Here is a 20476-nt window from a genome sequence, read left to right as displayed (position 1 = left end):
CTTTTGGATAAAAGCAAAAATTTAGGGACTCAACAGAGCACCCTAACTAAAGGTAGGGCTAATTATGCCATTAGTCCATAAAATAGCCGTTCCAGCCATAATAATTACAATTAAGACCAATCCACAAGTCACTACAGAGCTGGCATAGATAAAGCCTCGCTCCTCAGGGATGTGCATTAAAATAGGCACACCGGTATAAAGTAAATAAACAGAGTAAGCCAGTGCGGCCATACCGACAGTCACTACAAACCACAACTCAGGAAAAACAGCAGAAACAGCTGACATAAATAACGGCGTAGCTGTATAAGCTGCAAGTTCTAAAGTTTGTGTATACGTTGGCTTAGCTCCGAATGTAACCGCCATCCAATGTGCTAAATAGGCTAGAGCAAATACCCCCATAATCAGAGCAAAATACATAGCGACACCAATCAATAGGGCACTTTCATGTGTCAGAAATGCAACGTCTGATGTGCCGATGCGCCAGCCAATGTGTACAGAAGAAATGTAACCCATAATACTTGGGATTAATGCGATAAGCGCGATATGAGATAAACTATACTTCATGCTCTCATGACGGTTATCTATGGTTTGCCACTCTTCGAGTGGGTGAGCGTACAAGCCCCATAAATGATTTAAAATCATAAGGCCTCCTTATCAGAATTTGGCAAAGGGTGTGTGTTTTTTATACATCTTTCATAGTTATTTATGCGTAAGAAGCATTTCTTTGTCAAGAAATGGTTAAACTTTCGTCTAATTGAAAAGTTTTGAATTCTTTGAACGCAATAATCTTCCTTTGATCCAATGCATTAGCCTGAGCCAGTTTTATGATACAATCCGCGCTAATTTTTATTTGAGTCACTTTGAGAGTCAGCCTTGGATAAGCTTTTAGAGCCAATAAATCAATTCTTGCAATGCGAAACCCCAACTAGTTGGATTGAAGCAGCAAAAGACCCTAAAAACCTACCCGTCATTTTAATTGACCATATGGTCTGCGAGCTAAAAGCAGCGCAATCTGCTATGTATTTAATTCGTAAATACGCAGTAGATAAAGACAGTGGCACAGCGCTTCTAGAGTGGCTTAAGCCTTACGAAGATTTTACTTATCGCAAAATTGGCAGTTGGCAAGAGCTAGCAGATTGCAATAAGCTGAATAAATCAATGGTGCCTAAAGCACAGACTGCTTATGGCCAAGATTTAATTGATAAAATGGTCTTGCTTATCAAAGAAGAGTTACATCACTTTTATCAAGTATTAGAGATCATGCATGACTGTGGTGTTGAATACGAATATTGTGCATCAAGTCGTTACGCAAGTGGGCTACTTAAACATGTTCGCACATATGAGCCAGAAAAACTCATTGATAAACTGATCTGTGGCGCTTATATCGAAGCCCGCTCTTGTGAGCGATTTGCAAAGCTAGCACCACATGTAGATAAAAAGCTTGGTGATTTTTATGTGTCGTTATTACGCTCTGAAGCGCGTCATTATCAGGACTACCTGACACTGGCAGAAGAAATTGCAGGTAAAGACATCTCTGAGCGCGTCGCATTTTTTGGAGAAGTAGAAGCTGAATTAATAGCCTCTCCAGATGAAGACTTTAAGTTCCATTCAGGTGCGCCGACGCTAGCTTAGAAAATTTAAAAGACAGATTAAAGGGATTAAATGTCAAAAGCGATTGTTTTACTGGGCGGACCAAATAATGCCCAAGGGGAGTTGTCTGAAATTGTCAAATCACGATGTCAGACAACTTTCGAATACCATTTAAATTATCCAGAGTTAAAGATCCTTTGTACCGGTGGGTTTGGTGCGCATTTCAATGTGACTGAACATGCTCATGCAGATTATGTAAAAGCTTATTTAAAAGTGTTGGGTGTTCCCGATACTCAATTTTTGCCCATCGCCGAAAGCCGTTTTACACTAGAAGATGCTTTACTTACAAAGCCAATTTTAAAACAGGCTGCTATTTCTGAAGTTGTATTGATCACTTCGAGTTTTCATATGAAAAGAGCAAAGTACATCTTTAATCGTCTTTGTCCTGAACTTTTGCTTGAATGTGTCGAAGCGCCAACGCCTGTTTGTGAACATGAACTAGAAAAGTTATTAGCACATGAAGTAAGGGCGCTACAAAGAGAAGCTGAAAATATAGATAAGCTGTTGGCCGATATTGAAACAAAAACTCAATAAATTAGGTCATATAGAGGAAACCAATCACGGTTGCTATATTCAATCTTTTACTAAGAAATTATCCGGTAAATGGTTTGCCTTGGTGCAGCGTTTGTTCGTTTTCAGTGACCACTAAATAAGAGCTTTGCGAATACCAATCACCGAGTACCGTTCTAGTTAATGAGTCTCCGTCTTTTTCAATTGTGTGCACATTTGGTCTGTGTGTATGACCGTGGATCATGTGTTTTATATTATGCTTTGCAAACATAGTTAACACAGCGTCAGCAGTGACATCTAGAATATCTAATGGTTTGCCTTTTTGGCTTTCGATACTTTTTTGGCGCGCTTGTTTGGCGACCTTTCTTCTATAACTGAGTGGCATGGCGAGCATCAGTTTTGGCCACCACCAGCCTCGACTCTTCTTGCGAAACTTTTGATAGGCAATGTCTTGAGTGCACATTTCGTCGCCGTGGAGAATGACAGTAGGTGTACCGTATAAATCAATGACTTTTTGTTCAGGTAGTAGCGTCATGCCTGCTTGCTTAGCATATTTGCTCCCAAGCAAAAAATCTCGATTACCATGGGTAAAAAATACTTGAATGCCTCTATTTGATACAGATTTTAACAGCGAGGCAATTTCGTCGGTCAGTGCTGTATGACCGTCATCGCCGATCCATACTTCAAAAAAGTCTCCAAGAATATACAAAGCATCGACGTCATCAATCATGTGCGTTTCAAGAAATAGCTTGAATGCATTGGTGATGTCAGGACGGTCTTCGGTTAAATGTAAGTCAGAGATGAAGTAGGTTTTGCGAGATGCCATTCAAAAAGCCTAGAAAGAAAATGAATAGTGAGTAATGAAAAAGGCAAGGCTAGGTGCACACCTAGCCTTAGTTGCTTAACATTAAGATTTAAGCAACCGTCACTTTCTCGATGATCACATCTTCAAGTGGAACGTCTTGGTGGAAGCCAGCAGAACCTGTAGCAACAGATTTGATCTTGTTTACGATGTCCATGCCTTCTACAACTTCACCGAATACACAGTAACCCCAACCCTGCGAAGTTTCGCTTGAGAAGTTTAAGAAGTCATTGTCGTTTACGTTGATGAAGAACTGAGCTGTTGCTGAGTGAGGATCTGGTGTACGTGCCATAGCAAGCGTACCAGTCTTGTTGCTCAGACCGTTGTTTGCTTCATTTTGAATTGGTGCTTGAACAGACTTTTGTTCCATACCTTGAGCGAAACCACCACCTTGAACCATGAAACCGTCGATTACGCGGTGGAAGATAGTGCCGTCATAAAAACCAGACTTTGCGTAGTTTAAAAAGTTTTCAACTGTAGCAGGTGCTTCTTCTGCAAAAAGGTTTACTTTGATTTCACCAAAGTTTGTTTGAAGTACAACCATTGTGGTTACCTATTCGATATGTGTTTATTAAAGGAATGTATTTTATAGCAGAATATAAATCGGTTAAAGCTTTGTGTTAATGGCGTATTTATCGGGAAATAGCTGCAATCGGGTATAGAGCAGGGCGAATTCAAGTGTTATGATTGCGGCTTATGTCTATTATTGGATTAGGAAACAGACTCAATGTTGCAGATATACAACACACTTACTCGTGAAAAAGCGCCGTTTAAACCTCTCGTCGAAGGCAAAGTCGACATGTATGTGTGTGGTATCACCATTTATGATTTCTGCCACGTTGGTCACGCGCGTACTTATGTTTCATTTGATGTAATGAATCGCTACCTTCGCTATTTAGGGTTTGATGTGACATATGTACGTAACATCACCGATGTAGACGACAAAATTATTAAGCGTGCTGCTGAAAACAACGAAGAGATCAACGATTTAACGGTTCGTATGACCAAAGCAATGCACGAAGACTTTGAAGCATTGAACATGTTGCCAGCTGATATCGAGCCTACGGTAACGGGTCACATGAATGAAATCATTGACATGATCGAACGCCTTGTTGAGAAGAAACACGCCTATGTTGCACAAAACGGTGACGTACTATTTGATGTGTCTACATTTGAACAATACGGTCAATTGTCTCAGCAAGATTTAGATATGCTGCAAGCGGGTGCGCGTGTTGAAGTGGCTGAAGGCAAAGATGATCCACTAGATTTCGTACTTTGGAAAAAAGCCAAAGCAGGCGAACCTTCTTGGTCATCACCTTGGGGCGAAGGTCGTCCTGGCTGGCACATCGAATGTAGTGCAATGAGCCAAAAACATTTAGGTGAGCACTTCGATATTCATGGTGGTGGTTCAGACTTACAGTTTCCGCACCATGAGAATGAAATTGCCCAGTCATGCTGCGCGAATAACGGTAACTACGTAAATACTTGGATCCACACAGGTATGGTGCAAGTAAACAAAGAGAAGATGTCTAAATCTTTGGGTAACTTCTTTACAGTGCGTGAAGTATTAAAGCAATACGACCGCGAAACAGTACGTTACTTTTTAATTAACGGTCACTATCGCAGCCAGCTTAACTACTCACAAGAGAACCTAGATCAAGCGCGTTCTTCTCTTGAGCGTATTTATACAGCGTTACGTGATGTTGAGCTAGTTGAAGTTGATTACAAGCAAACAGAATTTGCCAAGCGTTTTGAAACAGCGATGAACGACGACTTCAATACACCAGAAGCGCTGCCAGTCATCTTTGAATTAGCAAAAGAAGTGAACTTGCTAAAAGAAAAGGATGCAAAATCGGCGGGCGAGCATGCGTTTATTCTTGTTAAGTTAGCTGAAGTGCTAGGTATTGCACAGCAACAGCCAGAGCAATTCTTACAAGGCGACCAAGACGATGACGAAGTCGCTAAGATTGAAGCGTTAATTGAGCAGCGTTTAACAGCGCGTGCGAATAAAGATTGGGCTGCTGCGGATGCAGCGCGTGATGCGTTAACGGCGATGGGTGTAGTACTAGAAGACAGCGCAGGTAAAACAACGTGGCGCAAAGCATAAATAAGCTTTAAGTTAAAAATTAAAGTAGAGGCTCGATGTTGAACTATCGGGCCTTTTTTTATGTTTACCTCTTAGTTAAGTCGAACAGGCTTTTTCTTAGTATCACAAATCTTGCTTACTAAAGAATCCAAAAGAGTGTTTCACTTATGAAACTGCTCTGTTATCATGCTGTAAATTTTTAGTCTTAAATGGCTCAACTTAGTAAAACTCTTTTATTGAAAAAGCTAAGGATATAGCTTTTCTTGGAAAGGAAATAATGAAAGCAACCGAGCGCAAAAGGAAGACTTTTAGCTTTAAGGTTGAAGCACAGCGATTCATTCGTCAAATTAGGCAAGAGTTAGGCTTAAGCCAAGCTGAGCTTGCTAAGCGTATGATATCGGAGTGCGACCAATCAACCATTTCAAATTGGGAAAGCGGTAAAAACGAAATCCCTCTCAGCAAATTTATCGACATACTGTTGATCAGTGGTCGCGATCCTGCCTCATACTTTGATATTTTCGGTAAGAAAAATGACAAAGAAAATAAGAATAATAAAGATGTTGAAGAGGTGAAAGAATGAGTTTTCATTACTTAGATTTTCTAGTTCCAGTAACTTGTTTGATTACTCTAATTTTGTCTTGGAAGGATATTAATGCTCGTTATATGAGTATTTGCTATTTATTGGCTTCTGTAATTTGTTTGGCAACTTTAAATTGGGCTATGACCAAACCAATCGGCTTTTACGCTTGGTCTATGTCTATGCACGCCTTATTTCTTGTCTTTGTTTTTGGGAGAAGATATTGGGCCTATAAATTTGAGAGAATAAAGTTTTTCTCTGATGCATATGAACATCATAAATATACATCGCAAGAAGCTTGCTTAGTTATTATCAGTCTTGTATGTATTATCAGCAATTTTGTTACTTTAGTTGAAGTTTATTTGTATTGGATAGACTGGCTTGATCAAGCTTATTACAAAACTTATGTAAGAGATTTACTACAGAAAATTACTATTGTTTTTACTTCTCTTGTTTATCTTTCATTTGCAATTAAAACGTTAAATAACCGAGAGCCTAATTCACCGGAAAGTCTCTAGTTTTTCATTTTATAAAGGTATCTAATATGGAATTAAATTCAGAATTTTTAAGCCTTGTGTTAGGAGGTGGTAATGGAGGTGGTGCTGGAAGTCCTGACTTACCAAAGAAAGCACAGTCGCAAAGCGTTGATACTAACTTATTAAATTCAAGCTTAGTAACGGGCCCAATTGCACCAGTAGAACCACTTAAGCCATAACTTAAGTCGTTCTAAAGAAAAATATAAAAACCGTTCAATTCGAACGGCTTTTTTTATTTTTTAACCATTTATTAATCAACAAATAGATGCTCAATCTAGTCGTTATTCTTTATCGTCACCACACGCTGCGGGAACGGTATTTCAATATCAGCGGCTTTAATCTGCGCATAGATTTGTTGGTTAATGTCTAATTTAGTATCAATCAGCTCAGTTGTAGGTGCCCAGTAGCGATAACTAATAATCACCGCGCTATCATCGAAGCGCTCTATGCCAATTTTAGCGTGCGGCTCGTTGGCGACTTTGTCATGAGATGAGAGAATATTTTTAATAACGTTAATGGCTTTATCGCTGTCAGCGTTGTAGGCAATGCGGATTTCTCCCATCACCAATGAATTATTAAATGAGTTATGCAGTACTTCGCCAACGATGTGCTTGTTTGGGATAGTGATCTCGACGTTTTCTTCATTAATTAAAATGGTATGGCCCAGCTCTATCATTTTAACCTGACCTGACTCACCCTTTACAGAAATCGTATCACCGACAACAAATGGGCGGGTAGCAATTATCGCAAGGCCCGACCCATAGTTTGAAAGCATTCCTTGCAAAGCCAAGCCCGCACCTAGTGAGGCTGCACCTATGGCAGCAACAAACGGTGTTATACTGATCCCGAGTTTTCCGAGAGCAATCACCACAAACATCACAATAAGCAGTACTTTCACCACATTGGCAATAAAGTTGGTTAATGCAATATCAATGTTATGCTTTAGTAATAAACGCTCCACCGTTTTAGAGAGCTTCTTAGAAACCCACAAACCTATTATGAGGATTAAGATTGCAGCAGCCACTTGCATGCTGTAGTTGACTAAATAGTCTTTAATAATGGTGTAGTAACGTTCAACTTGTTCTATTTCTTGTTGGATCACGGTCAATACCTAATAAATTTAAAACAAATAATGGAGTTAATCAGAGGTTAGCATAAGAAATAAAATAACCCATTGTTTTATAATACTTATGAGTTGCTTTATTCGTTAAATAAATCAACCACCACTTAGTTGCGTCAATATAGCATAAAGCGTGGGCACCCAAATTGCGGTGATCAATGCACTGATTATCATGGCAGCCGATGCAAAAGCACCAGCCTGAGGGTGGTGCTCAATTGCAGCTGCGGTGCCGATACCGTGGCATACCACCCCAAGAGCAAGGCCTTTTACTCTTTGATCTTTAACCTTGAATAGATGCAACAAAGACAAGCCAAAAACAGCACCAAACATGCCTATCAAGATAACCATAAAGGCGGCGATAGCTGAAATGCCGTTTAATCCGTCAGTGATAATGAGTGTTATTGGAGTGGTCACTGAGAGCGCCATTAAAGAGTTTAACAGTTCATTAGGTACAGCAAAGAGTTTGCATAGTATGAAGGCAATTAATGTGGCACTGGTGACACCTATAAAACCACTTAGTAATAGCAAGCCCAAGCTGCGCTTAATTTCATGCATTTGTTTATAGAGTGGGTAGGCGAGTGCGACAACTGCCACTTCTAGAAAGAAATGAATGGGATAACTGGCTTTGGAAAAGTCTTTATAATTAATATCTGCAAAAATCAGTACTGCACTCAGCATCACAATACAAAGCAGTAGAGGGTTAAGTAGAGGAGAAGGAAACTGACTATTCAGCTTTCTTGTAACTAAAAATAGCCCAGTAATGAGTGCACAAACAAACATTGTGATAAGCAAGTCACTTAGCATGCTTACCTCTCAAACTAGCAATGAATGAAACCAAGACAAGCCCTATCAAAGGAACCAGCAGCAATACCAGTAACAATAATGACCAATGAGCCGCAAAGACGTTTATATGCTCAACTAACCCAACACCTGCAGGTATAAAAAACAACGCCATATATTTCAAAATAGGCTGGCAAGCAGGTGCAAGCCAAGATTCTTTCACGATATCCGTCATTAATAATACAAACACAATCAACATAGCCAATAACGCGCTAGGAAAAGCAATTTGAAAATATGAGGTAGTTAGCTTTGAGATAAACAAAAAGCCAATAAGTAGCATCAAACTGGCGCTGAATTTAAACCAAGCTAAAAGATATGTTTTAGTATTTTTCATAGCCCCAGTATAAAAAAGTGCGTAAGCATGTCGATGCGACCTTCTTACCATTTTCCTCTTTGATTATATGGTTTGTCTTCGTTCTTAGTCGCATTGTGCATGGCGATACGGGTATTTTTACTCAATAACAGTTTGATTTGCGACCAAGTTTCTTTTGCTAGAATGCGTCTGCGGTTGAAATGAAAACTTGCTTGGTTCACCCGTTTAATTGCAGCGAGTGCATCTGGAGAGCGCGTTTTGAGCTGTTCTATGATCTCATCACTGCGCTTTTCAGGGTCTTCTACTATTTCAGTGATCAATCCAAGTTTAAAGGCCTGTTTAGCATCAATTGGCTCTCCTTGGCTACTCAGCAATAAAGCTTTGTCGTATTGCGTTAAGCCAAGTAATAAAGGTGCGCTGCCCATGTCAGGGCACAAGCCCCAACGTGATTCCATAATGGCAACTTGTGTGCTGCTTTTGGCGATGCGCATATCGGCACCTAGCGCAATATGAAGGCCTCCACCAAAACTATTGCCTTGCATAAGGGCAATTACAGGTACAGGGATTGTGTGCCAGCCAAGTACGACTCTTTGCACAAGGTTAGCGTTTCCAGGCAGCCATTTAAAAAGTAACTTAATGATATTCAGCGGTTTAGCCATAACAGATTTCACATCTAGCCCTGAGCTAAAATGCGCGCCTTCTCCGCGAATAACAACAGCGCGAATTTTACGCTGTTTTTTGATTTGTTTAATGCATTTATCAAGCTGAATAAACATTTCAACACTTAATGCGTTTTGTTTATCAGGGCGGTTCAGGGTGACGTAAGCAATATTGTTTATTATTTCGAGTGAAACCATAGGGAACCTGTTTTTGTTATATTTTAGAGTTAACACTCTATATGGCTTTGTTTGCCATGTAAATTCATCAATTCGACTCAAGACCGTAGCCAAGTAATTGACGGTTTTGTATGATAACCACAATATTTGTTAGTGAGACTTTCTATGCCAGCACGTCTTTGTAGTATTGAAGAAGCAACACATCAAGCTTATGAAATTTTTCAAGAGTTAGCACCACAAAATTTATCAGAGTTAGATATTGCTGAATTTAACCAACATCATGAAGAGTTTGGTTTTATCGAAGACAGTGAACCTGATGATAGCTGGCAAGAATTTGTTTCACTAGAAAGTGATCTTGAAGATTTTGTACAAGTTTTAGTGGGCATTGAATACGAAGATGGTGATGAAGTACTTGCTAAAATTCTTATCAGTCGCGACTTGGATGCGCCGTTCTGCCATGTGTTATGGAAGCAAGAAGCCGAAGAAAACATTCAATAATTAAGCATGTTAATAAAAAAAATAAAAATACCGGCACTCATAGCCGGTCTCTGCTTTGCTACTTTCAGCAACCCTACTTATGCGGTAGACCCATTTGAAGATTTCCATGAATACGGAGAGCTATCAGATGAAGAAATACATGAACTTCACAAGGGGGAGTTTCTATATGGCGATACTGAGTTTGGTTTGATTATCAACAAAGGTAACGCTGAAAACACCGCTTTCAAATTAAAGGGCAATTTGTATCAAGATTTCACCCATTGGCGAAATCACTTTAAGTTTGATGGTCTTTACCGTGAAGACACTGATGCAGAAACTGGGGATGAAACAGTTTCTGCAGAGCGTTACTTTGTGTCAATGCAAGGTAACTATAAAATTGGTGAAGATAATGAATCATTTTTCTTATACGCGGACTACGAAGACGACGAATTTAACGGTAAAGAATATACCGCCACCTTTGCACTCGGATATGGCACACGTTTATTTGAGGGTAGAAAGAACACCGTTGATTTAGATATAGGTCCAGGTCTATCAATAACCCGAACCAGTGATGAAATTGATGTGTTAGAGGGGGCAGATCGTGTTCAGCAGGGTCAATTAGTACGCTTGGCAATACAGTGGGAGCGTAAAGTGTCAGAGAGAACACGGTTTAACCAAGATATCAGTATTGAGCGTTCACTGTCAGGTTTGAATACCCGAGTTTTGAGTGAGACTGCATTGGTTACCCAAGTATTAGGTGGAATTGGTTTTAAAGTGGCGTATACCTATAGACACAACTCACAACCTGAAGAGAACAAGCTTAAAAAAGACAGCGAAATCAGTGCAACATTGATTTATAGCTTTAGTGGTGGACTGCAAGACTTCTCGCGTCCAACCCCAGTTAAAATTGAAGATTAATTAAAGAGAGTTTATGTACAAACATACACAATTAGCATGGGTGATATGGGCTATTTTATTGTGGATCAGTAGTTTTTTAGCCGTTGCTGCGCAATTAATAGGGTTTAATGCGGGTATCATTGGGTTTGCTGTATTACTCGTTTTGGTTGCCATTGCTTTTTATGGCCTGACTGTTGAAGTGAACCCAAACAGCCACTCAGTTAGTTTTTGGTTTGGCCCAGGTGTTGGTAAGAAAACACTAAATTTTGATGATATAGAGTCTGTGAGAGCGGTTCGCAACTCGTTACGTCATGGTGTCGGAATGCGCATCAGCCATGATGGTTGGGTTTATGCTGCTGCTGGTTTCTCTGCGATCGAAATTCTACTAAAGGATGGCACTAAATATCGAATTGGTACAAATGATCAAGAAACCTTACTTGCAAGTTTTCCTGAAGTGCTAAAGCATGTTCCTGAAGTGATTAACACACCTGAACAAGCAGACGTTGATGAAGATGACGAGGAACATGAGCCAGTTAAAAAGCGTAAAGATCCATTTGATTTTAGTTAGACATAGTTAGCTCATTTAGTCTAAATAAAAAAATAGCGCCGAACATAACAGTGGCGCTATTTTTTGCTTACAGCTTACAGCTTACAGCTTACAGCTTACAGCTTACAGCATACAGCTTACAGCTTACAGCTCACAGCTTACAATTACATTAGTGGTCGTGACCACAACCGCCTTCTGTATGTACATGACCGTGCTCAAGCTCTTCAGCGGTTGCTTCACGCACATCAACGATTTCAACATCAAAAGTAAGTGTTAAACCTGATAGCGGGTGATTACCATCGATCACTACTTCATCACCTTCAATACCAATGATGATCACCGTGTGCTCACCTTCGTCTGTGGTCGCTCTGAATTGCATACCCACATCAATGTCCATGCCTTCGAACATTGATTTCTCAACAACCTGCGTTAGGTTATCGTGACGCTCACCATAGCCTTGTTCTGGCTCAATAGTCACAGAGAAAGTGTCCCCAGCTTGTTTGTCTGCAATAGCCGCTTCTAAGCCCGGTACTAAGTAACCATGACCTGAGATGATCTCAAGCGGTTCGCCGTCGTAAGTGTTATCTATGGTATTTTGCTCGTCATCCATTACAGAGAAATGCATTTTTACAACGGCGTCTTTAGTGATTTTCATAATAGGATCCAATTATTGATCTTCAAGAGAATAAGGAAGCGGTTGGATTGAAACCAACTGCTCTGGAGATTGTTTTAACCTAAGTGTAGCATCTGATTGTGTATCATTTGGTAATACAGCCAGTGCAGAGTAGGTGTTTGAGTTACGATTGAAAACTTGGCAAATGATTTTGCCTGCACGACGCCAATTGTCTTCAAGTTGAATTTCTAAATCTGAGTCTTCAACTGCTAGAGAAGCATCGCCTTGTACTATGTACATAGCGCGTTTGTTTTTACCTAAATAACGCATACGTGCAACGGTTTCTTGACCTGTGTAGCAGCCTTTTTTAAAGCTAATACCACCGATTGCTTGAAGGTTGATCATTTGTGGTACAAACTCTTCAATGTAGTCACTGCTCAGAGCAGGCTCTCCGGCTAAAATGGCTGCTTCTGCAAACTCAGTTGCATCATCTTCAAGCGTAATGTCATTTGGCAATTTTGCGTCATCATTTAATAAAACAATCAAACGAGTTTCATCGAGTTTCAGGGCAATACCGCCTGCAAACTCACAACTATTGTGTTCATCTGAGAATGAGATCTCAAATTGCGCACAGGTTGCTGAAAAGTCGTTGGTTAAAAGCCCGAAAAGTTTTGGACTTTCGTGAAGCTCTATTTCAACTTTAGCGAAAACACCATATTTCTTAAGCTCTCTCGCTGAAGCTTCACATTCAGCAGGGCTACCTAATAAATAAAACTTTGATTGATGCTTAAATAGCTTAAATGCACCCCAGAGCTTGCCCTTAGGTGAGCAATGACCTGCCCATAGGAATTGTTGTTCGTTGATTAAATTCAAATCTTGTGTCAGTTGGCCATGTAAATAGTTAAGCTGATCTTGACCTGAGACTGAAATGAGATGTTGGTTCAAAGGAAAAGCACGTGTGTGCGACATAGTATTCATCCCTATGAAATGATTTGTGTTAATGGTAGCGCATTTGAGAATATGCTTAAATGGCTATAACTTAAAAGCTGCAAATTAGCCCAAGATTATATGTGGTATGAAGCGGCTTAGATCTTGTGTGATCAAAGAGCTGTCTTCTCGAATACTCAGAGCCACAGCTTCATCTTTTACCATCCAGCTCCCAATTAAAGGATAGTTGCCATCAAAGTTTGGTAAAGCATGAAAAGCTTGATAAATAAAACCTTCATCACCATAGTCGCCGCCAGAGCTTGCCAGCGTTTTACCAGCTTTGGAAATTTCTATATTTGCCCCTTCACGAGAAAAAAGCGGCTTCTTAACGATACCAGCGGCCGTATCGAGTTTGTGTTTATCTTTCGAAAAATAAGCTGGTAACAGGTTTGGGTGGCCTTTGTACATTTGCCAAAGTAAAGGCAAAATCGCCTTATTTGAAATGATGGCTTTCCAAGCAGGCTCTAACCACTGCATCTTTAAATTCGATAAAACAGGTGCGAACTCATCGGTAAACATAAACTCCCAAGGATAGAGTTTAAACATCCAACTTATGGGGTTATTGTTCAGGTCGGTTAATTGATTGGCGTCATTGAGCCCAATGTCTTCTACAAAACAAAAGCCCGTTTTTAAACCCGCCTCCATGGCACAGCTACGCATGTATTCGACTGTGCCTAGGTCTTCTTCTGTGTCTTTACAGCACGAGAAATATAAACGTTGAGCGCGATGAAACCTATGTAGTTGTCGAAAATGCTTTATCAGAGCTTCTTGTAAGGCATTACACTGGTCGCTTTGCCTTGGCAGTTGTCCAGAATCGACCATATCTTCAAGCCAACGCCATTGAAAATAGCCAGCTTCAAATAATGAAGTAGGTGTATCAAAATTTGCCTCGAGTAATTTGGCAGGGCCATTGCCGTTGTAACTAAAATCAAAGCGGCCGTATAAATGCGGATCCCGTCTAAACCAAGAACGACGGATTAAATCCCACTGCTGTTCGGGGATGGCAAATAACTGCATGAGCTCATCATCGTCACAGACTTTAGAAACCAACTCTAAGAGCATTTGATTGAGTTCGACACTCGGGTCTTCTATGTCTTGCTCTATTTGTTTTAGAGTAAATTGGTAATAGACACTTTCATCCCAATAAGTTTCACCATGCATGGTATGAAAGTTAAAGCCGGTTTCTTTGGCGAGCTGTTGCCAATGTGGGCGAGGTTGGGATGATCTTCTGAACATAATGTGAAACTAGAGGTTAAGCTTTCGCTTAACCTCCCCAGCTACTTCTTGAAGCACTACGACCAAAACCACCGCGTTTACGAGTAACGGGCTTTCGTTTTGCTTTGTAGTTCACTTTACTTGATTTGACGAGCGTAGAACCGCTGCTACTCGCACTGGCCACATAGTCATTGTTTGAATTACGATAGCTAAAGAAATCGTCACGGCTACGGTATAGAGGTTTGGCACCTGAATAGTATTTGCCGCCTAACATGGCACGCTTATGTTTACGTTTTTTCTTTAGGGCATCAAGTCCTTCATCAACGGCTTCAGCGACTAAACCTATCATAAAGCCAGCCATTAAAGGCTGCCAAATCCCGCCATTTGATTCACATCTATCGAAGCCGAAATCACCTTCACACAATTGCTCGGTGGCGTAACGCGGTGCTTCATTTAAATGTTGTTCAAGTGCTTGTTGATACTCAGCTTGGCAGGTTTCTAATTCAATACCAAAAGAATTACATTCCATCGTATCTTGGAATAATAAAGCGGACTCTTCACTATCACCACAGCCGGCTAATGAGCCTGTGGCGCCCATGAGTAAAGTCAGTTTAATGTGCTTGCTACGTTTCATCAGGCCTCCTAGTAAGTCATACAGGCGGCGTTTAAAACTCCCGTAGCCAGTGAGGCTGCACCCAAAAATAAACCAGCACTCAAATGTTGTGCTTCAATTTTTTCAGACAGCTTTGGCATATATAAGCGAACGGCAAAGAATGTAACTAGCTGCATAACCCCGGCAATCACACCCCAAACAGCAAAATCTATAAGTGACACAGCATTCACCGCTGCACTAGCGATAGGTAAAATAAAACCAATTAATGTACCGCAGAAAGCGACCGCAGCAGCAGGGTTGTTTTCTTTCATTAAACGCCATTCACAGTGTGGCGTTATGTAGGTGTATACAAACAAAAAGCACAGAGTAATTGCATAGCCAATTACGAAATAACTAATAAAAGGCAAAAATCCTTGTAAAGATTCCAAAATCATTTTTTATCTCTTCTTATATTTGATAGTTAGTTTTAAATTTATTTAAGCGTTTTTAAAGGCAAGTTGTTCGATTTCTCGATGCAGTACAGCATCGTCGCCCACATTGAGTTCAATCAAGCGTTTCAGGTGCGTCACACTCTCAAGGTCGATTTGATTACAGTGAAGGCCTAAATATTCACTTTCGACATGTCTTACTTCGACTTCCATTGAAATCAGTACATCACTGTCTGGTAGATGAAACTTTAGGTTAGCGGCTTCACCTTGAAGGGGTACATAACCCACAGGCAAGGTGATCAATGCGCCTTTTAATGAAAGGTCGAGTACTTGGCAATTGTAATCACCACTGGCAGTCATTAAGGTCGCCGGGTTTGAAAACAAAATACGCGTAAAACGTCTGCGTTCTTCCATCATCATTCTCTCAATATTCTAGATTATCTAAGCATAGATAGTAATACACTTAGGCTCCAGTGTAAAAAAAGCCCTGCATAAACAGGGCTTTTAATATCAATGATTTGCAAAAATTAGCTAATGCGTGGATTATTTAGCCAATTTTTTTGTACTTAATACGCTTAGGCTCGGCAGCTTGTGCACCGTAAGTCTTTTTCAACCACGCTTCATACTCAGTATAGTTACCGTCAAAGAAGTTCACTTGGCCTTCGTCGCGGTAATCAAGAATGTGTGTAGCGATACGGTCTAAGAACCAACGGTCGTGCGAGATACACATTACACAGCCTGGGAATTCTAAAATCGCATTCTCAAGGGCACGAAGCGTTTCAACGTCTAGGTCGTTGGTTGGCTCATCCAGAAGTAATACGTTGCCGCCAGCTTTTAACAGCTTAGCTAGGTGAAGACGGTTGCGCTCACCACCAGAAAGCTCTTTTACAAACTTTTGCTGGTCGTTACCTTTGAAGTTAAAGCGGCCAACATAGGCGCGGCTTGGGATCTCAAAGTTACCAATTTTAAGTACGTCTTGACCGTTTGAGATTTCTTGGAAAACAGTGTTGCTGTCGTCCATGTTGTCACGGAACTGATCAACCGCAGCGAGTTCTACAGTTTCACCAACATCAACAGTACCAGCATCTGCTTGCTCTTGGCCTGAGATCATTTTGAATAACGTTGATTTACCTGCACCGTTAGCACCGATAATACCAACGATTGCACCTTTTGGTACACTGAAGCTTAGGTTGTCGATAAGTACACGGTCACCATAGCCTTTAGTTAGGCCATTTACTTCAATTACTTTATCACCTAGGCGAGGACCAGGTGGAATGAATAGCTCATTTGTTTCGTTACGTTTTTGGTAATCACTTTGCTGTAGTTCAGAGAACTGCGCCATACGTGCTTTAGATTTAGCTTGGCGACCCTTCGGGTTTGAACGCACCCATTCAAGCTCTTGAGCAATCGACTTTTGACGTGCTTTTTCAGCTTTTTCTTCTTGTTTAAGACGTGCATCTTTTTGTTCAAGCCAAGAAGAGTAGTTACCTTCCCACGGAATACCATGGCCACGGTCAAGTTCTAAGATCCAACCAGCAACGTTATCTAAGAAGTAACGGTCGTGGGTAATAGCCACAACAGTTCCTTCATAGTCGTGTAAGAAGCGCTCTAACCATGCAACAGACTCAGCATCTAAGTGGTTGGTTGGTTCGTCTAGTAGAAGCATATCTGGCTTTTCTAAAAGCAAACGACAGATAGCAACACGGCGACGCTCACCACCCGATAAGTGTTCAATTTTTGCATCCCACTCAGGTAGGCGAAGTGCATCAGCGGCGCGCTCTAAAGCGTTATCTAGGTTGTGGCCATCATGCGCTTGAATAATTGCTTCTAATTGACCTTGCTCTTTTGCTAGGGCGTCAAAATCAGCGCCATCCATTGCATATTCAGCATAGACTTCATCAAGACGCGCAAGGGCGTTTTTAACTTCGCTTACAGCTTCTTCGACAGTTTCACGAACTGTTTTGTTTTCGTCTAATTGAGGTTCCTGAGGAAGATAGCCGATTTTAGTACCAGCAAGTGCATTCGCCTCACCTTCAAACTCTTTATCAACACCGGCCATGATGCGTAAAAGAGTCGATTTACCTGCGCCGTTTAGACCTAGTACACCAATTTTCGCACCAGGGAAGAAAGATAATGAAATATCTTTTAAAATCGTACGTTTAGGTGGCACCACTTTGCTAACGCGGTGCATTGAATAAATAAACTTATCTGGCAATGCCATAGATGAAACCTTTCATGTTCAAAATTAACTTGCATATTGTAGAGTTTACCTAGCGATTTCGTCAATCAAACAGCAGGTTATCTCTTTTTTAAACTCATGAAATTAACTCAAAACCAATAGTGCTACACCAGAAAAAGCAATTATCCCACCCAATATCATATTTTTTGTCATGGGTTCTTTTCGCATGGCGCCAATAGTCATCACCATCAGCGGGGCGGTTGCGAAAATAGTTTGTGCGATAGCCGGATCGGTATGTTTGACTGAAATAAGCTGCAACCAAAGGCCAATAAAAGTGCCAAAAAACACCGCGACAAAAAGCCATTGCTTTTGACTTATGCCATTCAAGGTAATGGCTTGTTTGAGATTTTGTTCTTTTAGGCATGCGACAACGCAAGCGACAGCCAGTGTGCCTGAAAATAAACGAATAAAGGCGGCCCACAAACTACCAATTTGTTCAGCGTTCATAGCACCTTTTGACATCACCATACCTGCCGCTTGGCAAGTGGCTGCAAGTAAGGCAAAACCAACGCCTTTGATGTAAATGCTGTGCTCAACTTGAGGTAATGGACTTTTAGGTTTAATTGCCAACAAAACGCCTAAAGTTGTGATAACAATACCAAGCCATGCAAGACCACTGAGCCATACGCCGAGCAATACAATATTTAGTACACCTGCAATGGCCGGCGCGAGTGATTCAATGACAAGTGTACGTGCTGGGCCAATATTTCTAAGTGCAGCAAAATAAGCGCTATCGCCAATAGCAATACCCAAAATGCCGCTGACAATAAGCCAAGCCCAAGAGCTGGCTAATTGTGGCAGAGGACTGGCAGGCATCACTAGTAAAATTAATAACATGAGCGCACAAGCGATCACACCTTTACTGATGTTCAATTGCAAAGGCGATAAATGATGGCTAAATCGTTTGTATAAAATTGTTGATGACGCCCAGACTATGGCTGCGCTGATTGCGGCAAGTTCACCGATCCCCATTATATTCTCTTACTCTATTCTTTTCAGGCGAGTGGATTATCAAGGTTCTTCTTCTAGTTGCAAACAAATGAGTTGAGATTTTAGACATCTAAACATCTAGAGGTTGAATTTTTCGACTTTACGTTCATAATGACACCCATAAATTAAGTTGGGGAGAATTGTATGCCGATCACCGTAAAAGATGAGCTACCTGCTATTGCTACACTCAGACATGAAAATGTCTTCGTGATGCCGAAATCACGTGCAAGAACGCAGGAGATCCGTCCAATGCGCTTGGCGATTCTCAACCTAATGCCCAACAAAGTTGAAACCGAAGTGCAGTTTATTCGTTTACTTGCGAATACGCCGCTTCAGGTTAACGTCGATTTATTACGTTTAGATACGCACCGTAGTTCAGAAAATTCTGAGCAACACTTAGATATGTTCTATCGCTATTTTTCTGATGTAAAAGATGAAAACTACGATGCCATGATCATCACAGGTGCGCCGCTGGCTCATCTGGAATATGACGATGTCATTTACTGGCAAGAACTCAAAGAGCTATTTGATTGGGCTGAAAACCATGTGACCTCAACATTATTTTCTTGTTGGGCAGCTCATGCGGGTTTGTACCATCATTATGGTTTAAAGCGTGAACTTCGTGATGATAAATTATGCGGCGTATTTAAGCACCGTTGTTTGTTTGAGCATGGTGCGCTAACTCGTGGTTTTGACGATGAGTTTTTAGTACCTCATTCTCGCTATGGTCACATTGACCTGGCTAAAATACAAAATACGCCTGAACTTGCGGTGTTGGCAGGCTCTGAAAAAGTGGGTGCGTATTTAATTAAAAACCAGTCTGGCAGTCAGGTGTTTTTAACTGGTCACCCTGAATACGATGCTGATACTTTACAAAAAGAATATTTACGCGACCTAGCCAAAAGCCCTGATGCGCCTAAGCCAGAAGGGTATTTCCCGAATAACGATGCTGAGCAAAAACCGAGTAAAACATGGCAAAGTCATGCCTTTTTGTTATTCTCAAATTGGCTGAATTATTACGTTTACCAAACAACTCCATACGATATTAACCTAGTTAGCCAAGATGTAAGGACTAACAACTATGCCGAATAAAAGTGCAGCCTTAAAAGAGGCTTTAAAACAACGTATTCTTATTTTAGATGGCGCCATGGGTACCATGATCCAAGAATATAAATTTGAAGAAGAAGATTATCGCGGCGAGCGCTTTAAAGATTGGCATGTGTTAGTGAAAGGCAATAACGATTTATTAAGCCTAACTCAACCTGATGTCATTGCAGATATTCATCGTAAATATCTAGCAGCTGGTGCTGATATCATTGAAACAAATACTTTTAACGCGACCACTATTTCGATGGAAGACTACGAAATGGGTAGTTTGAGTCGTGAAATCAACCTTGAGTCGGCTAAATTAGCACGTAAAATTTGTGATGAGTTCACTGAGAAAGAGCCGCACAAACCGCGCTATGTTGCAGGTGTATTAGGTCCAACTTCTAAAACGTGTTCAATCTCACCAGATGTGAACGACCCAGGTTATCGTAATATAACCTTCGATGCGCTGGTTGAGGCCTATATTGAGTCTACGCTTGCTTTGATTGAAGGTGGTGCAGATTTAATTTTGATTGAGACGATTTTCGACACCTTAAATGCCAAAGCTGCGTCATTTGCCGTAGAAGAAGCGTTTGAACAAGCGGGTATTACGCTGCCAGTTATGATCTCAGGTACTATTACCGATGCTTCAGGTCGGACATTGTCAGGTCAAACAACAGAAGCATTCTATAATTCTATTCGACACATTAAACCTATTTCAATTGGTTTGAACTGTGCTTTAGGCCCAGACTTATTACGTCCTTATGTTGAAGAGCTGTCGCGCGTGTGTGAAACCTTTACTTCAGTGCATCCTAATGCGGGTTTACCGAATGAATTTGGTGAGTACGACCTAGAAGCCGATGAAATGTCAGTAGAAATCATCGACTGGGGCAAAGAAGGCTTCATCAATATCGTCGGTGGCTGTTGTGGTACAACACCTGAACATATTAAGGCATTTGCTAATGGCCTTGCGCAAATTAAACCAAGATCTCTGCCTGAGCTAGAAGTGCGTATGCGCTTAGCGGGCCTTGAAGCGTGTAACTTGAATTAGGAA

The 20476-nt window shown here is 40.9% G+C and carries 26 protein-coding genes; 11 read left to right on the top strand and 15 right to left on the bottom strand.

Annotated features, from left to right (window positions below; translation table 11 throughout):
- Positions 1–42 precede the first annotated feature (42 nt).
- Positions 43–642 (bottom strand): Yip1 family protein, encoded by a 600-nt coding sequence (locus ACXAC4_RS10580; protein ID WP_349286235.1) that lies wholly within the window; start codon positions 640–642, stop codon positions 43–45.
- 231 nt (positions 643–873) lie between these two features.
- On the opposite strand from ACXAC4_RS10580, the gene miaE reads away from it, so the two are divergent.
- Together miaE and ACXAC4_RS10570 are read left to right on the top strand one after the other, a co-directional pair.
- Positions 874–1632, top strand: a complete 759-nt coding sequence (miaE, locus tag ACXAC4_RS10575) for a tRNA isopentenyl-2-thiomethyl-A-37 hydroxylase MiaE (RefSeq protein ID WP_421962919.1) — start codon at positions 874–876, stop codon at positions 1630–1632.
- A 30-nt stretch (positions 1633–1662) separates the two neighbouring features.
- Positions 1663–2184, top strand: a complete 522-nt coding sequence (locus ACXAC4_RS10570; RefSeq protein WP_475161266.1) for a YdcF family protein — start codon at positions 1663–1665, stop codon at positions 2182–2184.
- 58 nt (positions 2185–2242) lie between these two features.
- Here the strand turns inward: ACXAC4_RS10570 and ACXAC4_RS10565 are convergent, their stop codons facing one another.
- Complete coding sequence (locus ACXAC4_RS10565; RefSeq protein ID WP_475161262.1) at positions 2243–2986, bottom strand: UDP-2,3-diacylglucosamine diphosphatase; 744 nt, start codon at positions 2984–2986, stop codon at positions 2243–2245.
- An 88-nt stretch (positions 2987–3074) separates the two neighbouring features.
- Positions 3075–3566, bottom strand: coding sequence for a peptidylprolyl isomerase (locus ACXAC4_RS10560; protein ID WP_058030227.1), 492 nt, complete (start codon positions 3564–3566; stop codon positions 3075–3077).
- A 183-nt stretch (positions 3567–3749) separates the two neighbouring features.
- Between ACXAC4_RS10560 and cysS the strand changes: the two genes are divergently transcribed.
- The 4 genes from cysS to ACXAC4_RS10540 all read left to right on the top strand — a co-directional run bounded on the left by cysS (position 3750) and on the right by ACXAC4_RS10540 (position 6400).
- Positions 3750–5129, top strand: a complete 1380-nt coding sequence (gene cysS, locus ACXAC4_RS10555) for a cysteine--tRNA ligase (RefSeq protein WP_475161260.1) — start codon at positions 3750–3752, stop codon at positions 5127–5129.
- Between the two features lie 256 nt (positions 5130–5385).
- Positions 5386–5688 carry a helix-turn-helix domain-containing protein gene (locus ACXAC4_RS10550; RefSeq protein ID WP_138480905.1) on the top strand — a complete coding sequence of 101 codons (303 nt, stop codon included), beginning with the start codon at positions 5386–5388 and terminating at the stop codon, positions 5686–5688.
- The gene (locus ACXAC4_RS10545; protein WP_475161257.1) at positions 5685–6203 is read left to right on the top strand and encodes a hypothetical protein; all 519 of its coding nucleotides are present in this window, start codon (positions 5685–5687) and stop codon (positions 6201–6203) included. Before ACXAC4_RS10550 ends, ACXAC4_RS10545 begins: the two co-directional genes overlap by 4 nt.
- Before the next feature lie 26 nt (positions 6204–6229).
- Positions 6230–6400 carry a hypothetical protein gene (locus ACXAC4_RS10540; protein WP_475161255.1) on the top strand — a complete coding sequence of 57 codons (171 nt, stop codon included), beginning with the start codon at positions 6230–6232 and terminating at the stop codon, positions 6398–6400.
- 95 nt (positions 6401–6495) lie between these two features.
- On the opposite strand, the gene ACXAC4_RS10535 is transcribed toward ACXAC4_RS10540, so the two are convergent.
- The 4 genes from ACXAC4_RS10535 to ACXAC4_RS10520 form a co-directional block, all read right to left on the bottom strand.
- The gene (locus tag ACXAC4_RS10535; RefSeq protein ID WP_475161252.1) at positions 6496–7323 is read right to left on the bottom strand and encodes a mechanosensitive ion channel family protein; all 828 of its coding nucleotides are present in this window, start codon (positions 7321–7323) and stop codon (positions 6496–6498) included.
- A 114-nt stretch (positions 7324–7437) separates the two neighbouring features.
- On the bottom strand, positions 7438–8145 hold the full coding sequence (locus ACXAC4_RS10530) for an LrgB family protein (RefSeq protein WP_475161251.1): 708 nt from the start codon (positions 8143–8145) through the stop codon (positions 7438–7440).
- Positions 8135–8515, bottom strand: a complete 381-nt coding sequence (locus tag ACXAC4_RS10525; RefSeq protein ID WP_475161249.1) for a CidA/LrgA family protein — start codon at positions 8513–8515, stop codon at positions 8135–8137. The genes ACXAC4_RS10530 and ACXAC4_RS10525 overlap by 11 nt, the downstream gene beginning before the upstream one ends.
- Before the next feature lie 44 nt (positions 8516–8559).
- Positions 8560–9351 carry a crotonase/enoyl-CoA hydratase family protein gene (locus tag ACXAC4_RS10520; protein ID WP_475161247.1) on the bottom strand — a complete coding sequence of 264 codons (792 nt, stop codon included), beginning with the start codon at positions 9349–9351 and terminating at the stop codon, positions 8560–8562.
- A 144-nt stretch (positions 9352–9495) separates the two neighbouring features.
- On the opposite strand from ACXAC4_RS10520, the gene ACXAC4_RS10515 reads away from it, so the two are divergent.
- From ACXAC4_RS10515 to ACXAC4_RS10505, 3 genes are read left to right on the top strand one after another with little or no spacing between them, the layout of a single operon-like run.
- The gene (locus ACXAC4_RS10515) at positions 9496–9828 is read left to right on the top strand and encodes a DUF440 family protein (protein WP_349286222.1); all 333 of its coding nucleotides are present in this window, start codon (positions 9496–9498) and stop codon (positions 9826–9828) included.
- Positions 9829–9834: 6 nt separating this feature from the next.
- Complete coding sequence (locus ACXAC4_RS10510; protein ID WP_475161244.1) at positions 9835–10725, top strand: DUF481 domain-containing protein; 891 nt, start codon at positions 9835–9837, stop codon at positions 10723–10725.
- A 13-nt stretch (positions 10726–10738) separates the two neighbouring features.
- A complete protein-coding gene (locus ACXAC4_RS10505; protein ID WP_475161239.1) occupies positions 10739–11272 on the top strand; it encodes a hypothetical protein in 534 nt (177 codons plus the stop codon).
- Positions 11273–11420: 148 nt separating this feature from the next.
- Here the strand turns inward: ACXAC4_RS10505 and ACXAC4_RS10500 are convergent, their stop codons facing one another.
- From ACXAC4_RS10500 to ACXAC4_RS10465, 8 genes are all read right to left on the bottom strand, one after another.
- Positions 11421–11906 carry an FKBP-type peptidyl-prolyl cis-trans isomerase gene (locus ACXAC4_RS10500; protein ID WP_349286219.1) on the bottom strand — a complete coding sequence of 162 codons (486 nt, stop codon included), beginning with the start codon at positions 11904–11906 and terminating at the stop codon, positions 11421–11423.
- A 12-nt stretch (positions 11907–11918) separates the two neighbouring features.
- Positions 11919–12833, bottom strand: a complete 915-nt coding sequence (gene ygfZ, locus ACXAC4_RS10495; RefSeq protein WP_475161234.1) for a CAF17-like 4Fe-4S cluster assembly/insertion protein YgfZ — start codon at positions 12831–12833, stop codon at positions 11919–11921.
- Positions 12834–12917: 84 nt separating this feature from the next.
- Positions 12918–14087 carry a glutathionylspermidine synthase family protein gene (locus ACXAC4_RS10490; protein WP_475161230.1) on the bottom strand — a complete coding sequence of 390 codons (1170 nt, stop codon included), beginning with the start codon at positions 14085–14087 and terminating at the stop codon, positions 12918–12920.
- A 28-nt stretch (positions 14088–14115) separates the two neighbouring features.
- The gene (locus ACXAC4_RS10485; RefSeq protein ID WP_058030214.1) at positions 14116–14700 is read right to left on the bottom strand and encodes a DUF1190 domain-containing protein; all 585 of its coding nucleotides are present in this window, start codon (positions 14698–14700) and stop codon (positions 14116–14118) included.
- Positions 14701–14708: 8 nt separating this feature from the next.
- Positions 14709–15113 carry a DUF350 domain-containing protein gene (locus ACXAC4_RS10480; protein ID WP_475161227.1) on the bottom strand — a complete coding sequence of 135 codons (405 nt, stop codon included), beginning with the start codon at positions 15111–15113 and terminating at the stop codon, positions 14709–14711.
- A gap of 42 nt (positions 15114–15155) precedes the next feature.
- A complete protein-coding gene (locus ACXAC4_RS10475; protein WP_390440999.1) occupies positions 15156–15527 on the bottom strand; it encodes a PilZ domain-containing protein in 372 nt (123 codons plus the stop codon).
- A gap of 127 nt (positions 15528–15654) precedes the next feature.
- The gene (ettA, locus tag ACXAC4_RS10470) at positions 15655–17328 is read right to left on the bottom strand and encodes an energy-dependent translational throttle protein EttA (protein WP_058030209.1); all 1674 of its coding nucleotides are present in this window, start codon (positions 17326–17328) and stop codon (positions 15655–15657) included.
- 102 nt (positions 17329–17430) lie between these two features.
- A complete protein-coding gene (locus ACXAC4_RS10465) occupies positions 17431–18318 on the bottom strand; it encodes a DMT family transporter (RefSeq protein WP_475161217.1) in 888 nt (295 codons plus the stop codon).
- A 162-nt stretch (positions 18319–18480) separates the two neighbouring features.
- Here ACXAC4_RS10465 and ACXAC4_RS10460 point away from each other — a divergent pair, with 162 nt between their 5' ends.
- Positions 18481–19428 carry a homoserine O-succinyltransferase gene (locus ACXAC4_RS10460; RefSeq protein WP_390440993.1) on the top strand — a complete coding sequence of 316 codons (948 nt, stop codon included), beginning with the start codon at positions 18481–18483 and terminating at the stop codon, positions 19426–19428.
- On the top strand, positions 19418–20473 hold the full coding sequence (locus ACXAC4_RS10455; RefSeq protein WP_475161212.1) for a homocysteine S-methyltransferase family protein: 1056 nt from the start codon (positions 19418–19420) through the stop codon (positions 20471–20473). Before ACXAC4_RS10460 ends, ACXAC4_RS10455 begins: the two co-directional genes overlap by 11 nt.
- Positions 20474–20476 lie beyond the last annotated feature (3 nt).

It is taken from the genome of Pseudoalteromonas sp. AWM4_233, assembly GCF_056158285.1.
The sequence above is the reverse complement of the archived record's forward strand: the minus strand, read 5'-3'. Positions and strand labels throughout refer to the sequence as shown.

Bases quoted from the DNA above. Each gene is read 5' to 3' on its own strand.
- ACXAC4_RS10580 (WP_349286235.1), bottom strand. From the start codon at position 642: ATGATTTTAAATCATTTATGGGGCTTGTACGCTCACCCACTCGAAGAG.
- ACXAC4_RS10570 (WP_475161266.1), top strand. From the start codon at position 1,663: ATGTCAAAAGCGATTGTTTTACTGGGCGGACCAAATAATGCCCAAGGG.
- ACXAC4_RS10565 (WP_475161262.1), bottom strand. From the start codon at position 2,986: ATGGCATCTCGCAAAACCTACTTCATCTCTGACTTACATTTAACCGAA.
- ACXAC4_RS10560 (WP_058030227.1), bottom strand. From the start codon at position 3,566: ATGGTTGTACTTCAAACAAACTTTGGTGAAATCAAAGTAAACCTTTTT.
- cysS (WP_475161260.1), top strand. From the start codon at position 3,750: ATGTTGCAGATATACAACACACTTACTCGTGAAAAAGCGCCGTTTAAA.
- ACXAC4_RS10550 (WP_138480905.1), top strand. From the start codon at position 5,386: ATGAAAGCAACCGAGCGCAAAAGGAAGACTTTTAGCTTTAAGGTTGAA.
- ACXAC4_RS10545 (WP_475161257.1), top strand. From the start codon at position 5,685: ATGAGTTTTCATTACTTAGATTTTCTAGTTCCAGTAACTTGTTTGATT.
- ACXAC4_RS10540 (WP_475161255.1), top strand. From the start codon at position 6,230: ATGGAATTAAATTCAGAATTTTTAAGCCTTGTGTTAGGAGGTGGTAAT.
- ACXAC4_RS10530 (WP_475161251.1), bottom strand. From the start codon at position 8,145: ATGCTAAGTGACTTGCTTATCACAATGTTTGTTTGTGCACTCATTACT.
- ACXAC4_RS10525 (WP_475161249.1), bottom strand. From the start codon at position 8,515: ATGAAAAATACTAAAACATATCTTTTAGCTTGGTTTAAATTCAGCGCC.
- ACXAC4_RS10520 (WP_475161247.1), bottom strand. From the start codon at position 9,351: ATGGTTTCACTCGAAATAATAAACAATATTGCTTACGTCACCCTGAAC.
- ACXAC4_RS10515 (WP_349286222.1), top strand. From the start codon at position 9,496: ATGCCAGCACGTCTTTGTAGTATTGAAGAAGCAACACATCAAGCTTAT.
- ACXAC4_RS10510 (WP_475161244.1), top strand. From the start codon at position 9,835: ATGTTAATAAAAAAAATAAAAATACCGGCACTCATAGCCGGTCTCTGC.
- ACXAC4_RS10505 (WP_475161239.1), top strand. From the start codon at position 10,739: ATGTACAAACATACACAATTAGCATGGGTGATATGGGCTATTTTATTG.
- ACXAC4_RS10500 (WP_349286219.1), bottom strand. From the start codon at position 11,906: ATGAAAATCACTAAAGACGCCGTTGTAAAAATGCATTTCTCTGTAATG.
- ygfZ (WP_475161234.1), bottom strand. From the start codon at position 12,833: ATGTCGCACACACGTGCTTTTCCTTTGAACCAACATCTCATTTCAGTC.
- ACXAC4_RS10490 (WP_475161230.1), bottom strand. From the start codon at position 14,087: ATGTTCAGAAGATCATCCCAACCTCGCCCACATTGGCAACAGCTCGCC.
- ACXAC4_RS10485 (WP_058030214.1), bottom strand. From the start codon at position 14,700: ATGAAACGTAGCAAGCACATTAAACTGACTTTACTCATGGGCGCCACA.
- ACXAC4_RS10480 (WP_475161227.1), bottom strand. From the start codon at position 15,113: ATGATTTTGGAATCTTTACAAGGATTTTTGCCTTTTATTAGTTATTTC.
- ACXAC4_RS10475 (WP_390440999.1), bottom strand. From the start codon at position 15,527: ATGATGATGGAAGAACGCAGACGTTTTACGCGTATTTTGTTTTCAAAC.
- ettA (WP_058030209.1), bottom strand. From the start codon at position 17,328: ATGGCATTGCCAGATAAGTTTATTTATTCAATGCACCGCGTTAGCAAA.
- ACXAC4_RS10465 (WP_475161217.1), bottom strand. From the start codon at position 18,318: ATGGGGATCGGTGAACTTGCCGCAATCAGCGCAGCCATAGTCTGGGCG.
- ACXAC4_RS10460 (WP_390440993.1), top strand. From the start codon at position 18,481: ATGCCGATCACCGTAAAAGATGAGCTACCTGCTATTGCTACACTCAGA.
- ACXAC4_RS10455 (WP_475161212.1), top strand. From the start codon at position 19,418: ATGCCGAATAAAAGTGCAGCCTTAAAAGAGGCTTTAAAACAACGTATT.